Below are 13,664 nucleotides of genomic sequence, written 5' to 3' on the forward strand. Positions count from 1 at the left end.
CGCTCAACCTCGGCGGCCTGGAAGGCGGCAGTGCCCCCTTCCAGATCAGCGCCGGCGCACTGGCGGACGACAACACCGACAACGCCACCCAGATCGCCGCGGCCGGCAACACCAGCGGACAGGCCACCGGCCTGCCCGACCTGCTCGCCACCATCAACAACCGGCTCTTCCTGTTCTACTCCACCACCCCGAACGGCTACAGCGACCCGAGCGACTTCGGCCTGTGCGCCGGCGGCTGCAACGTCCTGACCGGCCTCAACACCCCCGACGGCACCCAGGACTGGAACAGCTGGACCCTGGCCACCACCCAGCTGTCCACCGGCACCGCCCTCTACCTGTGGAACCGCACCACCGGTGACCTGGACCTGTGGACCGGCCTCGCGCTGGACCCCACCGGCACCACCCTCACCACGACCGGCCAGTACACCGTCGCCGGCGGCTGGAACACCGGCAAGACCCGCATCCTGCAGGCCGCCGACCTCGCCGGCACCGGTATCCCCGACCTGTGGGCCACCGACCCCGCCACCGGCACCAGCACCGCCTACCTGCCCGCCAACCTGGCCAACAACCCCGCCCTCACCACCACGACCACCGCAACCACCACCGCCAACCACGCCTGGGACTTCCAGGACATCGGCACCAACACCGCAGGCAGCACCCTCACCAGCACCATCGACAGCATCGGCACCCAGAACCTCACCGGCACCACCGGCACGGTCTGGGACACCGGCGACGCCTTCGCCCCCGACGCACTGCTCAACACGGGCTCCGACGGCATCACCCCGAACACCAGCGGTACAGGACACCTGGCCTCCGCAGGTCCCGCGGTGAACCTCTCTGCCGCCTTCACCATTTCCGCATGGGTCCGGCCCACCGCGGCGGGCGGTGTGGTCGCCTCCCAGGACGGGGTGGACAATTCCGGTTTCCTGCTCTACTCCCAGACCAACAAGCAGTGGGCCTTCTGCCTGGCCACCAGCGACACCACCCGGGCCTACGACTGCATTCAGGGCGGCACCGTCCTGATCGGCCAGTGGGCCCACCTGACCGTCACCTACGACCCCGCCACCAGTGCGACCGCGCTCTACCTCAACGACCGCCCGGTTGCCCGAGGCACCCACACCGCCGTCAGTTCCAGCCTGTTCAGGGGGCCCTTCTCCCTCGGCGACGAAATTGCCAACGGCGCCCACACGGGCTACTTCAACGGAAGCCTGTCCGACGTCCAGGCCTGGAGCGGCACAGCACTGAACGAGAGTCAGATCTCGGCCATGGCCGGCATCCCCGGCCGCAGTGCCCCGTACACCTTCGCCGACACCGCGGACTGGAACGGCGACGGCAACCCCGATGTGATCGCCGCCGACGCCGGTGGGAACCTGTGGTTCTTCCCGGGCAACGGCTCCAACGGCTTCTCCTCGGCTGCCATCTACCTCGGCTCCGGCTTCACCGGCTACACCTTCGCCGGCGTCGCCGACTTCAACAAGGACGGCCACCTCGACCTGATCGCCGCTTCGCCCGACGGGGCCCTGCGGCTCTACCCCGGCGACGCCGCGCACGACCTGGCCACCCCCACCATCCGGTTCGCCAGCGGGTGGGCCGGGCTGACCTTCGCGGGCGTGGCCGACTTCAACGGTGACGGCAACCCCGACATCATCGTCCGCTACCCCGACGGCACCCTGAAGATGTTCCCCGGCACCGGCAGCGGGGCCGGGCTCGGCACCGCCGTGCAGATCGGCACCGGCTGGAACGGCTACACCTTCGCCGGTGTCGCCGACCTCAACCACGACGGCAAGCAGGACGTCATCGTCCGCGACGCCGCCGACCTGCTCTGGCTCTACCCCGGGAACGGCTCCAACGGTTTCGGCACCCGCTCCCAGATCGGAGACGGCTGGGGCACCTTCACCTTCGCCGGGCTCGCCGACTGGAACAAGGACGGGAACCAGGACGTCATCGCCCGCGACGACGCCGGCCTGCTGTGGCTCTACCCACGCTCAGCCACCGCGTTCTCCACCCGCGTCCAGATCGGACACGGGTGGTAGCCGGCAGCCAGAGCCTGTAAACCGGCTCTGTGCCGGGCCGGCCGGGGTTGCGCCGCGTTCGCAGCGGCGCGACCCCGGCCGGCGCCCGCGCCACCTCCTGCGGGACTCACCGCGGCGGAAGCCTTCAGCGCAGCGGGGCGGTCGGCCAGAGCGGTTCGGCGGCCTGTTCCTCCGCCGCGCGGAGCACCCGGAGGACATTGCGGCCGGTCAGCGCCTCCAGGTCGGACTGCGACCAGCCGCGGGCGGCCAGTTCGCGCAGCAGCACCGGGTAGCGGGAGACGTCGGCCAGCCCGGTGGGCTGGTGGTCGACGCCGTCGTAGTCGCCGCCGAGGCCGACATGCTCCACGCCTGCGACCTCGCGGGCGTGCTCCACATGGTCGGCCACCTGGGCCACCGTCACCTCGGGGCGCGGGTGGGACTCCAGCCAGCGCAGCAGCCGGTCGTCGGTCGGGGCGGAGAAGGCCGCCGCGTACTCCTTGGCGACCTGCTCCGGGTCCTCGCCCGGGCGCGGCGCGCGGGGCCAGGTCCAGGACACCGCCGGCAGTCCCAGCCGTTCCCGCTCGGCCTGCAGTGCCTGCGACCACTCACCGACCGCGCCGGAGACGAAGGCCGGGACAAAGGTGAGCTGGATGACTCCCCCGTTTCCACGCAGCAGTTCCAGCACCGGGTCGCCGACATTGCGGGGGTGGTCGTTGACCGCGCGCGAGGAGGAGTGGCTGAACAGCACCGGCGCCGACGAGGCGGCCAGCGCCGCCCGCTGGGTGCTCTCGGCCACGTGCGAGAGGTCGACCAGCACTCCGGTCCGGTTGAGCTCGGCGACGATCGCCCGTCCGGTGTCGTCCAGGCCGCCCACCCCGGGCGCGTCGGTGGCCGAGTCGGCCCAGGCCGTGTTGTCGTTGTGAGTGAGCGTCACATAGCGGACCCCGAGCCGGGCGAAGGACCGCAGCACCCCGGTCGACCCGGCCAGGCTGTGGCCGCCCTCGACCCCGAGCAGCGAGGCGATCCGGTTCTCGGCGAAGGCCCGCTCCACCTCGGCGGCGGTGTAGGCGATCCGCAGGTCCTCGGGGTAGCGGGCGACCAGTCGGTAGACGGCGTCGATCTGCTCCAGGGTGGAGACCACCGCCTCGGGTTCGGGCAGCTTCGAGGACACATAGACCGACCAGAACTGGGCGCCGACCCGTCCGGCGCGCAGCCGGGCCAGGTCGGTGTGCAGGTCCGGGCGTCCCTGTTCCAGCCCTTCCACGCTGTAGCCGGAGCGGGCCCGCAGCGCGGTCGGCAGGTCGTTGTGGCCGTCGAACACCGGGGTGCTGTTCAGCGCGAGGTCCACCACGTCGGTGGCGTGCGCATCCGTGGCTTGGACATGGTGGACATGGGTGCTGCTCATGGGCCGGTCGCTCCTTGCTCGATGGGTTCGGGTCTGTCCTGACGCCGGGCCTGCCGCACCGGATCGGGCACCGGGAGTGAGGCGATCAGCCGTCGGGTGTAGTCGGCCTGCGGCGCGCCGAGCACCTGCGCGGTGCTGCCCGACTCGACGATCCTTCCCCGGTGCAGCACCGCGACACGGTCGGCCACCTGCTCCACCACGGCCAGGTCGTGGCTGATGAACAGTGCCGCGAAGCCCAACTCCCTCTGCAGCCGGGCGAAGAGCTCCAGCACCTTCGCCTGGACCGAGACGTCCAGGGCCGAGGTCGGCTCGTCCGCGATCACCAGCCGGGGGCTCAGCGCCAGGGCCCGGGCCAGGCTGGCCCGCTGCCGCTCGCCGCCGCTGAGCTCGTGCGGGTAGCGGGCGGCGTGGCCGCGCGGCAGTTGGACCGACTCCAGCAGCGACTCCACCTGCTCCCGGATGACCCGGGCCCCCAGCTCGCGCCGATGGACCGTCAGCGGCTCCCCGACGCAGTCGGCGATGGTCAGCAGCGGGTTGAAGCTGGTCGCCGGGTCCTGGAAGACAAAGCCGATCTCGCCCGCCCGGCTGCCCGCGGTGGAGCGCCGGGCCCGGCGCAACCGCCCCCGCCCGGCCAGCGGTTCGCCGAGGACGTCGAGCTCACCCGCGGTGACGCCGGTCAGCCCGGCCACGGCCCGGCCGATGGTGGTCTTGCCGGAGCCGCTCTCCCCCACCAGGCCCAGCACCTCGCCCGGACGGATCTCGAAGCTGACCCCGTCCACGGCCCGGAAGGCCCGGCTGCCGGTCCGCCCGGGGTAGTCGACGACCAGCCCGGCGGCCCGGACCACCGGCTCCCCCGCCGGACGCGTCGGCTCCACCGCAGGCCCAGTGTCTTCGCCACCGGCCGCACCGCTGCCGAAGTCCGGTACCGCGGACAGGAGTTCACGGGTGTACGGATGGGCCGGCGCGGCGAACAGGCCGCGCACCCCGGCCTGTTCCACGATCCGCCCCTGCCGCATCACCGCCACCCGGTCGGCGAGGTCGGCGACCACGCCCATGTTGTGGGTGATCAGCAGCACGGCCGTGCCGAAGTCGGTGCGGCAGCGGTGCAGCAGTTCGAGGATCTCGGCCTGGACGGTGACGTCGAGCGCCGTGGTCGGCTCGTCCGCCACCAGCAGCCCGGTGCCCAGCGCCAGCGCCATGGCGATGACGGCCCGCTGCTTCTGGCCGCCGGAGAGCTGGTGCGGATAGTGGTCCACCCGGGTGGCCGGGTCCGGGATCCCGACCTTGCCGAGCATGTCCACGGCCAGCTCGCGGCGTTCGGCGCGGGTGGTGTGCCCGTGGGCGCGCAGGCCCTCGGCCAGCTGCCAGCCGATGGTGAACACCGGGTTCAGCGCGGTGGACGGCTCCTGGAAGACCATCGCGGCCCGGGTGCCGCGCAGCGCCCGCAGTTGGGCCGGGGACGCGGTGAGCACGTCCTGCACCGGCTCCGCGTCCCCGCCCCCCAGCAGCACCCGGCCGCGGGTGGACGCGGTGGCCGGCAGCAGTCCGAGCACCGACTTCGCGGTGACGGTCTTGCCGCTGCCGCTCTCGCCGACCAGGGCGAGCACCTCGCCGGGCGCGACCGACAGGCTCACCCCGCTGACCGCGTGCGCCGGTCCGGCGTCGGTGTGGAAGCTGACGTGCAGGTCCTCGATCCGCAGCAGGTCAGTCATCGTCGTCGGCTCCGTTCGTCGCGCCGCGTCGCCGCAGCCGGGGGTCGGCCAGGTCGGTGAGGCCCTCGCCGAGCAGCGTGGTGCCAAGCACGGTGAGGACGATCGCCAGGCCGGGCGGCAGCGCCGTCCACCAGATGCCCGACGTGACGTCCGCCACCGAGCGGTTGAGGTCGTAGCCCCATTCCGCGGCGGAGGTGGGTTCGATGCCGAAGCCGAGGAAGCCGAGACCGGCCAGGGTGAGGATGGCCTCCGAGGCGTTGATGGTGAGGATCAGCGGCAGGGTGCGCACCGAGTTGCGCAGTACATGCCGGAACATGATCCGCCGGACGCCGGTGCCGATCACCCGGGCGGCCTCGACGAACGCCTCGGACTTCACCCGGCCCACCTCGGCCCGCACCACCCGGAAGTACTGCGGCACAAAGGCCACCGCCACCGATGCGGCCGCCGCGCCGAGGCCGCCGATCAGGCTGGACTGCCCGCCGCTGATCACGATGGACATGATGATCGCCAGCAGCAGCGGGGGGAACGCGTACATCGCGTCGGCGAGACCGACCAGCAGCCGGTCCAGCCAGCCGCCGAGGTAGCCGGAGACCAGCCCGAGCAGGACTCCCGCCGGCACCGAGAGCAGCAGCGCCGCGACGATGATCCCCAGCGCGGTCCTGGCTCCCCAGAGCGTGCGGGACAGCACGTCGTAGCCGCCGATGGTGGTGCCGAGCAGGTGCGCCCCGCTCGGGTGCTGCTGTGAGCCGAAGAGCCGGCCGCCGTGCTGCATGGTGGCGTAGCCGTAGGGCGCCAGCAGCGGGGCGAAGGCGGCGGCGAGCAGGAACAGGCCGGTCAGCGTGATCCCGCCGAGCAGCATCCAGCGCTGCAGTCCGCTGCTGCCGCGGACCCGGGCCGGCAGCGGGACGCGCCGACGCGGCCGGGGCACGGTGGCGGTCGGTGGGGCGAGGATCTCGTTCGCCACTCAGTACCTCACTCGGGGGTCGATCAGCGCCGCGACCACGTCGACCAGGAAGTTGGTCACCGCGACCACCACCGCGAACAGGGCCACGATCCCCTGCACCGCCGGGTAGTCACGCAGCGTCAGATAGTGGGCCAGTTCGTAGCCGAGGCCCTTCCACTCGAAGGTGGTCTCGGTCAGCACCGTCCCGCCGAGCAGCCCGGCGATCTGCAGCCCCAGCACGGTGACCACCGGGATCAGCGCCGGGCGGGTGGCGTGCCGGGTGACCAGCCGGAACCGGCTGACCCCGCGGGAGCGGGCGGCCTCGATGTAGTCGGCGGACAGGGTGCCGATCAGGTTCGTCCGGACCAGCCGCAGCAGCACCCCGGCGACCAGCAGCCCCAGCGCCAGGCTGGGCAGCACCGCGTGCCGCAGCACGTCGAGGACCGCGCTGCCGTCGCCGCTGCGGATCGCGTCCAGCAGGTAGAGGCCGGTGCTGCTGGTCTGGTTCTGCAGCTCCAGTTGGACGTCGATGCCCGCCCGCCCGGAGGCGGGCAGCCAGCCGAGCCAGACCGCGAAGACCAGTTTCAGCAGCAGTCCGAGGAAGAACACCGGGGTGGCGTAGTTGACGATGGCGAACAGCCGCAGCGCGGCGTCGGGTGCGCGGTCCCGGTAGGACGCGGCGACCATCCCCAGCGGCACGCCGACGGCCAGCGCGACCAGCATCGCGTAGCCGGCCAGCTCGACGGTCGCCGCGCCGTAGGTCCGCAGCACCTGGGACACCGCCTGGTTGTCGGTGGCGGTCCGGCCGAAGTCGCCGGTCGCCAGCGAGCGCAGGTAGTCCAGGTACTGGGTCAGCAGCGGCCGGTCGTAGCCGGCCTGGTGCAGCTTGACCTGCAGTTGGGCCGGGGTGAGCCGGTCGCCGAAGGCGGTGGTGATCGGGTCGCCGCTGACGCGCATCAGGAAGAAGACGACGCTGACCAGGACGAGGACGGTGGGGATGATGAGGAGGAAGCGGACCACCAGGTAGCGGGTCAGCCCGTACCCGGTGGCGCCGTCGGACGTGCCGACGGCGCCGGTGGCTTCCTCGGTGAGGACGCTCACTTCTTCGAGAGCTCCGCCCAGCGGAACTGGTACGCGCTGGTGAGCTTGTCCGGCACCCCGCTGACGTCACTGCGGGTGACGATCGCGGTGGAGCCCTGGAGCAGCGGCAGCAGCGGCACGGCCGCGGCGACCTTGTCCTGGACCTGCTCGATCAGCGCGGTGCGCTTGGCCGGGTCGGTCTCGGTCTCCTCCTGCTGGATCAGCGCCTGCACCGCCGGGTCGTCGTAGTTGTTGTCGACCCAGCTGTTGTGGGAGTAGAAGGAGGCGAGGTAGTCGTCGGCGTCCAGGTAGTCGGCGTACCAGCCGAGCTGGTAGAGCGGGTAGAGGTCGGCGACCCGGTCCTTGCCGTACTGGGCCCACTCGGTGGACTGCAGGTTCACCTTGAACAGGCCGGTGCCCTCCAGCTGGGTCTTGATCAGCGCGTACTCGTCGGTCGAGGACGCCCCGTAGTGGTCGGTGTTGTACTGCAGGTTCAGGGTGACCGGGGTCTGCACCCCGGCCGCGGACAGCACCTGGGCCGCGGCGGCCTTGTCAGGACCGCCCTGCTTGTCGCCGTAGAGCCCCTTCAGCGAGGGGGTGGCCCCGGTGATGCCGTCGGGGACCGAGCTGTACAGCGGCTGGAAGGTGTTCTTGTAGACCTGCGAGGCGAGCTGCGCCCGGTCCACCGAGTCGGCCACGGCCTGACGCACCGCCAGCGCCTTGGCCGGGTTCGGCTCCTTGGTGGCGGAGCCGAAGGGCTGGGTCTTGAGGTTGAACACGATGTACCGGATGCCGTTGCCGGAGCCGGTGTGGACGGTGATGCCCTTCTTGGTGGACAGGTCCTCCAGGTCCGCGGTCGACAGCGTGCGGTAGACCGCGTCCAGGGTGCCCTGCTGCACGTCGAGCTTCAGATTGCTGGCGTCGGTGTAGTACTTCAGCTGGACCTCGGCGGTCTTCGGCGTGCCGAGCAGGCCCTGGTAGGCGCTGTTGGCGGTGAAGGACACCAGCGAGTTCTTCTGGTAGCTGCCGATCGTGTACGGGCCGTCCCAGGGCTTGGCGGCGACCACCGCGGTGTCGTCCAGGATCTTGTCGGCGGGGAACACCTGCTCGTCCACCACGTAGCCCGCCCCGGTCGAGAGGACCTGCGGGAACAGAGTGTCATTGGCCGACTTGAGGGTGAACACCACCGTGGCGGGATCGGGGGCGGCGACCGAGGCCAGGTTGTAGAGCAGTGAGGAGGGGCCGTTCTGGTCGGCGATCCTCAGCTGCCGGTCGAAGCTGAACTTGACGTCGGAGGAGGTCAGATCGTGCCCGTTGGCGAACTTCAGGCCCGGTTTCAGGGCGACCGTGTACTCCTTGGGACCGGTCAGCCTGATCCCGGCGGCCAGGTTGGGCCGGACGTCGGAGGAGCCGTTCTGCGGGCTGAGCAGGGTGGCGTAGACCTCGTCCTCGATCGTTCCGGATCCGGCGTCCCAGGAGCCGGCCGGGTCCAGGCTGACCACCTGGTCGGTGGTGCCGATGGTGAGGGCCTTGGCCGCGCTCTTCCCGGTGCCGCCGGCGCCGGCCGTGGTCCTGGCGCTGGTGCAGGCGGTCAGGGCGACCAGCACAGCGGTGCTGAGCGAGACGACGGCGAGGCCGTTCCTGACGGGTCTGGTCGTACGGGGCAGTGGCATGGGTGTGTCCGCTTCTGCGCTGGTGTTGGATGCGGGGGCAACTCGGTCGGGGCGGGCTCAGCCGGGACAGAGCGCGCCGCAGACCAGCAGCAGATCGATGTGGAGCCGGCGCACCAGGACAGGCCCCAGCACGGTCACGCCGCGTTCCGGGGCGGCAGGACGGGCAGGGCCAGGTGCTCGCGCAGGGTGCTGCCCTGGTACTCGGTGCGGTAGGAGCCGCGCTCCTGCAGCTCGGGCACCAGCTTGTCGACGATCTCGGTCAGCGAGGAGGGGATCAGGTGCGGCAGCAGGTTGAAGCCGTCGGCCGCCCTGGTGCGGACGTACCGGGTCCACTCGTCGGCGATCGCCGAGGGGGTGCCGACGAAGAGCGAGTGCGCCGGCAGCACCTCCAGGACCAGCTGACGGATCGACAGGCCCTTCTCCTCGGCCAGTTCGCGCCATTTCCGGATCCGCTCCAGCTTGCCGGTGCGGTGGTCGATCGCGATGGTGCCCCGGGAGGGGTCGAGCTCGTCCTCGGTGGGCTCGATGTCGGGCAGCGGACCGTCCGGGTCGTAGCCGGAGAGGTCGGTGCCCCAGTACTGCTCCAGGAAGGCGATCGCGCGGGGCCCGTTGACCTGGTGGTCGCGCACCCAGCGGGCCTTCTCCCGCGCCTCGGCTGCGGTGTCGCCGAGCACCAGGGCCGCACCGGGGAGGATCCGCAGCGAGTCGGCCGTCCGGCCGTACCGGGCCAGCCGGGCCCGCAGGTCGGCGGCGTAGACCACGGCCTTGTCGTACGCGGAGTTGGCGGAGAAGACCACGTCGGCCTGACGGGCCGCCAGTTCCCTTCCGCCGTCCGAGTCCCCGGCCTGGAACAGCACCGGACGGCCCTGCCGGCTGGCCGGCACGGTGGCGGCGGCGCGCAGCCGGACCAGGTCGGTGTCCCGCTCCACCGGTGCCGAGGAGGACCACAGCGCCTTGGCCGCCCGGACGAACTGCTCGGCCCGCTCGTAGCGGCGCTTGTGCTCCAGCCAGCCGCCGTGCCGGAAGTTGGCCCCGGTCCAGGCGTTGTCGGTGGTGACGATGTTCCACCCGGCCCGGCCGTCGGACAGCAGGTCCAGGCTCGCCAGCCGCCGGGCCAGGTCCGCGGGGTAGTTGTAGGTGGTGTTCTGGGTGGCCACCAGGCCTATCCGCTCGGTGGCCGCCGCGAGCGCGGACAGCTGGGTGATCGCGTCGGGGCGTCCGGCCACGTCCAGGTCGTAGACCCGGCCCCGGTTCTCCCGGACCCGCAGGCCCTCGCCGAGGAAGAACGCGTCGAAGAGGCCGCGTTCCAGCAGTCGCACCACCTGGACGAAGGTCTCGATCGCGGTGTGCGGGGCGGCGGAGGGATCGGTCCAGATCAGCTCGGAGCCGACCCCGGTGAAGAAGACCCCGAGGTGCACCTGCGCCTTCGGGTCGTACGGGGCGCCGGTCGGCGTGGACGGGCTTGTCCCGGTCTCGGTCATCGCGCGTACCTCAGACGCTCGTGGTCGCCGTGGCGGCGAACCGGTTGGCAGGACGGGGCAGGCCGAGCGTGCCGCGCAGGGTGTCGCCGGCCCGGGGCGCCCGGTGCAGGCCGGCGGCGGCCAGGGCCGGCAGCACCTCGGCGGTGAGCACCGGCAGGTCGGCGGCGAGCACGGCGGGGTGCAGCCTGACCCCGTCGACCACCTCGACCAGCCGGGTCAGCAGCTCCACCAGGGCGGCGGGCGGGCCGACATGGCGCAACCGGCCGGACTCCGGCCAGGGTCCTGAGCCGGAGCGGTCGAGCTCCGCCAGCCGCTCGGCGGCCGGGACGTCCGTGTCCAGCACCAGTTCCAGTTCGGCGAACACCAGCGGGGCCCCGGCCGCACGGGCCTCGGCGGCCCGCTCGGCGATCCCGGCCAGGTCCGGCCGCCGGACCAGCACCACATCGGCGCGGTCGTCTGCGTCCAGGGCGTCCGGCACCAGCACGACCAACTGGCCCTGCGGCGGGCGCGGGGTGATCAGCGGGCCCTTCACGGTGAACCGGGCGCCCTCGAAGTCGACCGGGTGGACCCGGTCGCGGTCCAGGTAGCGGCCGGTCCTGACCTCCTTGATGACGGCGTCGTCCTCCCAGGAGTCCCAGAGCGCACGGGCGGTGTCGATGACGTCGGCGACCTCCCGGCGCAGTTCGTCCGGGCCGAGCGGCTGCGCGCCGATCGTGGCCAGGTCGTCCTCGCCGTTGGCGGCCCCGACCAGCCAGCCGGCCCGGCCGTTGGCGGCGTGGTCCAGGCTCGCCAGCTGGGTCGCCAGGTGGAACGGTTCGGTGGTGGTGACCTGCAGGGTCGGCGCCAGGCCGATCCGGTCCGTCAGGGTCGAGACGAAGGCGGCCCGGGTGCCCGCCTCCACCCGGCCCGGCGCGTCCGGTCCTGCGCTCGGCGGCAGCGGTGAGTCGTCCAGGGTGAGCAGGTCGAACCCGGCGGCCTCGGCCGCGGCGACCACGGCCCGCAGCGCCCCGGCGGTCAGCGCCGCGCCCGGTGGACGTCCTGAGTGCCGCCGGGCGGCGGGGTGGGCGCCGTCCCCGTCGGCCTCAAGTGCCAGGCGCAGGACGGGGACCCGGGTGCCAGGCTCGCTCATGGGACATACCTCCGGTCGGGATGTTGCTGGACGGGGGCCGCGCGCGGCAGAGGACGGCGTCGACGGACGACCCGGCGTCGGACGGGATGCGCGGGGCGCGAGGGGGGAGCGGTCTCAGCGGACCGGACACGACCCCGGACACAGGGCGCTGCTCACCCGGAGCAGATCGACATGCCGCCGGGCGACCCGCAGTCGGAAGGACCCGTACGGACGCGGCGTGCCGCTGGGGCGCTGCTCACGCATCCGGATCACCTCATACCGATCGGGCCCTGCCGGGCCTCGCGCTTACAGGACGGAGCCGTCCTGTCGGGTCGTCACCTGGAGCACCCCACCGCGGCGGAGGGTTGCCGGTCAGCAAGCCAGGGCTTGACGCTGACGCTCATAACCAGGGCTCACGCTAACCGCTCGGCGGGTTTTAGACAATGCCTATAGATCTGCTGGAGATACCGGCAGCCCGGACGATCAGGGGATCAGGGGATCAGCAGCACCCTTTGGCCTGGTCTCATCACAGAGAGTGGTTCGATCTTGGATGAGTTACGTCGTGACACGTGATTTTCGGAGTTACGTTCCGCCGCGGACGCTTCCAGCGGAACGCCGTGCCCGCCAACGGCTATTCTCACCGCACCAGTTGATGGATAGCCCCGGCTACTGGTTGGTCGCCTCGCCGGAGCTATCCGTACCTCAGGACCAAGGACGGACCATGCCTCCCGATCGATTTGCCGCCTTACGACGTCCACGGACGCCGGGAGGGCAACAGTGACGACCGTAGCATCTGCCGGCTTCCCAGTGTCATCGATCGATCACCCTGTGTTGACAGCACTGTCACGCCCCCATGTCGCGAACACGCGGACATGCTCGCGGCCCCGATCGTACCGGCCGGTATGTTCATCCCGGAAGGGCCCGGCGGCCTCCACCTGTGGACTGGACCACTTTGTGGCATCCACCCCTTCCCAGCTCGCAGACTCCGCCCGCAGCGCGCCCTGCCGTCGCGCCCGATCGGTGCACTCCGCGCGGCCGGGACGGGGCTTGCCTCGTCGGCAGGCCCTTGCCGGGCAGCCGATATTCGTCCGCCTCGGCCGTCGAGACTGGGCCATCTCCGCAACGAAACGGCTGCCGCTTCTGCCGATTCGCTCCGGAGGACGGACGTGACGTCAAAATACAAGGAGTGCGCCCGCTGCAGCGAGGCTTTCGAGGGCAATGCGCGAGGCAGGCGCAGGAAGTTCTGCAGTGCACGCTGCCGGTCGGCGGCGAACCGCCTCAAGGGCAAGGCGGCCACGGGCGCGGCCGTCGAGCTCGCGGCCGCCCCCCGTTCCCCGCATGGTGACAAGAGCCTGCTCCTCGACGTCACCACCAGCCTGTTCCTGCTCACAGTGCAGCTGCAGCAGGAGGCGGAGCGGGAGTTGCACGCAGGCACCCCCGACGCCATCGCGTTCCTGGAGAAGGCCACCCGCCTGAAGCCGGAACTCGACGACGTCATCATGCTGATGGTGCAGCAGGCGCGCGATCAGAAGATGTCGTGGAGCGCCATCGCCGACATCATCGGCATCGGCGCGAACACGGCCCGCGACAAGTACTCCGCCGACCGGGCCCAGCGGATGCTCTCGCGACGCCAGGAACGCCTGGCGCTGCCCGCACCCCGGCCGGCGACCGGCACCGAGCCGGTGCCCCGGGGCGAAACCGGGCCGCCTACGGCGGGGACCGCCACCCAGCTCTCCCGCGCCCTGATCCAACTGCAGCGGGCGGCGGGCGTCTCGGTCAAGGAGGTCGCCGCGCGTGTCGGCGTCTCCCCCTCCTATGTCTCGCGGATCCTGTCGGGATCCCGCCTCCCTCCCTGGCAGACCGCCGAACGGGTCATCCTTGCGTGCGCGGGAGACCCGGGCCGACTGCGACCGCTGTGGACCGAGGTACGCGTCGGACCCCGACCGCTGCCCCCGCATGTCGCCGCGCAGGAACTGCACGCAGCCGTGCGCGAGCTGTACCTCGAGGCCGGCTGCCCCTCCGACGCCGTCATCTGCGCGGCCTTCCCGGACGAGCTGCGCCCGCCGGAGGTCAGCGGCTTCCTACTGGGCGACACCACGCCGCCGTGGCCGGTGGTCGAACGCGTCGTCCGCGCGCTGGGCGGCAGCCCGGAGCGCAGCAAGCACCTGTGGCGAAGCGCCTATCCCGGCCCCGCCCGGCAGACCTCCGTCACCCTCGAGCGCCTCACCCCGTAGGCGGCACGGCCGCAGC

The 13,664-nt window shown here is 71.8% G+C and carries 10 protein-coding genes and 1 riboswitch; of the genes, 2 read left to right on the forward strand and 8 right to left on the reverse strand.

Features of this window, described 5'->3' with window-relative positions:
* Nucleotides 1-2,033, forward strand: a 2,033-nt coding sequence (locus ACEZDG_RS29835) for an FG-GAP-like repeat-containing protein (protein WP_380515394.1), incomplete at its 5' end; no start/stop codon positions are given.
* A gap of 124 nt (nucleotides 2,034-2,157) precedes the next feature.
* On the opposite strand, the gene ACEZDG_RS29840 is transcribed toward ACEZDG_RS29835, so the two are convergent.
* The 8 genes from ACEZDG_RS29840 to ACEZDG_RS29875 form a co-directional block, all read right to left on the reverse strand.
* Nucleotides 2,158-3,417, reverse strand: coding sequence for a dipeptidase (locus ACEZDG_RS29840; protein ID WP_380515396.1), 1,260 nt, complete (start codon nucleotides 3,415-3,417; stop codon nucleotides 2,158-2,160).
* Nucleotides 3,414-5,129: a dipeptide ABC transporter ATP-binding protein gene (locus ACEZDG_RS29845; RefSeq protein WP_380515398.1), complete on the reverse strand. Its 1,716-nt coding sequence runs from the start codon at nucleotides 5,127-5,129 to the stop codon at nucleotides 3,414-3,416. Before ACEZDG_RS29845 ends, ACEZDG_RS29840 begins: the two co-directional genes overlap by 4 nt.
* Nucleotides 5,122-6,093, reverse strand: coding sequence for an ABC transporter permease (locus tag ACEZDG_RS29850; RefSeq protein WP_380515401.1), 972 nt, complete (start codon nucleotides 6,091-6,093; stop codon nucleotides 5,122-5,124). Before ACEZDG_RS29850 ends, ACEZDG_RS29845 begins: the two co-directional genes overlap by 8 nt.
* The gene (locus ACEZDG_RS29855; protein WP_380515404.1) at nucleotides 6,094-7,173 is read right to left on the reverse strand and encodes an ABC transporter permease; all 1,080 of its coding nucleotides are present in this window, start codon (nucleotides 7,171-7,173) and stop codon (nucleotides 6,094-6,096) included.
* Entirely contained in the window at nucleotides 7,170-8,825 is a 1,656-nt protein-coding gene (locus tag ACEZDG_RS29860; protein ID WP_380515406.1) for an ABC transporter substrate-binding protein, read from the reverse strand. The genes ACEZDG_RS29855 and ACEZDG_RS29860 overlap by 4 nt, the downstream gene beginning before the upstream one ends.
* A gap of 134 nt (nucleotides 8,826-8,959) precedes the next feature.
* Nucleotides 8,960-10,306: an LLM class flavin-dependent oxidoreductase gene (locus ACEZDG_RS29865; RefSeq protein WP_380515409.1), complete on the reverse strand. Its 1,347-nt coding sequence runs from the start codon at nucleotides 10,304-10,306 to the stop codon at nucleotides 8,960-8,962.
* 10 nt (nucleotides 10,307-10,316) lie between these two features.
* Complete coding sequence (locus ACEZDG_RS29870; protein WP_380515412.1) at nucleotides 10,317-11,435, reverse strand: LLM class flavin-dependent oxidoreductase; 1,119 nt, start codon at nucleotides 11,433-11,435, stop codon at nucleotides 10,317-10,319.
* A 114-nt stretch (nucleotides 11,436-11,549) separates the two neighbouring features.
* Nucleotides 11,550-11,678, reverse strand: coding sequence for a putative leader peptide (locus ACEZDG_RS29875; protein WP_380515415.1), 129 nt, complete (start codon nucleotides 11,676-11,678; stop codon nucleotides 11,550-11,552).
* Between the two features lie 33 nt (nucleotides 11,679-11,711).
* Nucleotides 11,712-11,822: riboswitch (SAM riboswitch) on the reverse strand.
* 758 nt (nucleotides 11,823-12,580) lie between these two features.
* On the opposite strand from ACEZDG_RS29875, the gene ACEZDG_RS29880 reads away from it, so the two are divergent.
* Entirely contained in the window at nucleotides 12,581-13,648 is a 1,068-nt protein-coding gene (locus ACEZDG_RS29880; RefSeq protein WP_380515417.1) for a helix-turn-helix domain-containing protein, read from the forward strand.
* Nucleotides 13,649-13,664 lie beyond the last annotated feature (16 nt).

This window comes from Streptacidiphilus alkalitolerans (assembly GCF_042511045.1).
GTDB classification, from domain to species: domain Bacteria; phylum Actinomycetota; class Actinomycetes; order Streptomycetales; family Streptomycetaceae; genus Streptacidiphilus; species Streptacidiphilus alkalitolerans.

What these genes read in the sequence shown, in the direction of transcription:
- ACEZDG_RS29840 (WP_380515396.1), bottom strand. Translation starts at nt 3,417, where the DNA reads ATGAGCAGCACCCATGTCCACCATGTCCAAGCCACGGATGCGCACGCC.
- ACEZDG_RS29845 (WP_380515398.1), bottom strand. Translation starts at nt 5,129, where the DNA reads ATGACTGACCTGCTGCGGATCGAGGACCTGCACGTCAGCTTCCACACC.
- ACEZDG_RS29860 (WP_380515406.1), bottom strand. Translation starts at nt 8,825, where the DNA reads ATGCCACTGCCCCGTACGACCAGACCCGTCAGGAACGGCCTCGCCGTC.
- ACEZDG_RS29865 (WP_380515409.1), bottom strand. Translation starts at nt 10,306, where the DNA reads ATGACCGAGACCGGGACAAGCCCGTCCACGCCGACCGGCGCCCCGTAC.
- ACEZDG_RS29870 (WP_380515412.1), bottom strand. Translation starts at nt 11,435, where the DNA reads ATGAGCGAGCCTGGCACCCGGGTCCCCGTCCTGCGCCTGGCACTTGAG.
- ACEZDG_RS29875 (WP_380515415.1), bottom strand. Translation starts at nt 11,678, where the DNA reads ATGCGTGAGCAGCGCCCCAGCGGCACGCCGCGTCCGTACGGGTCCTTC.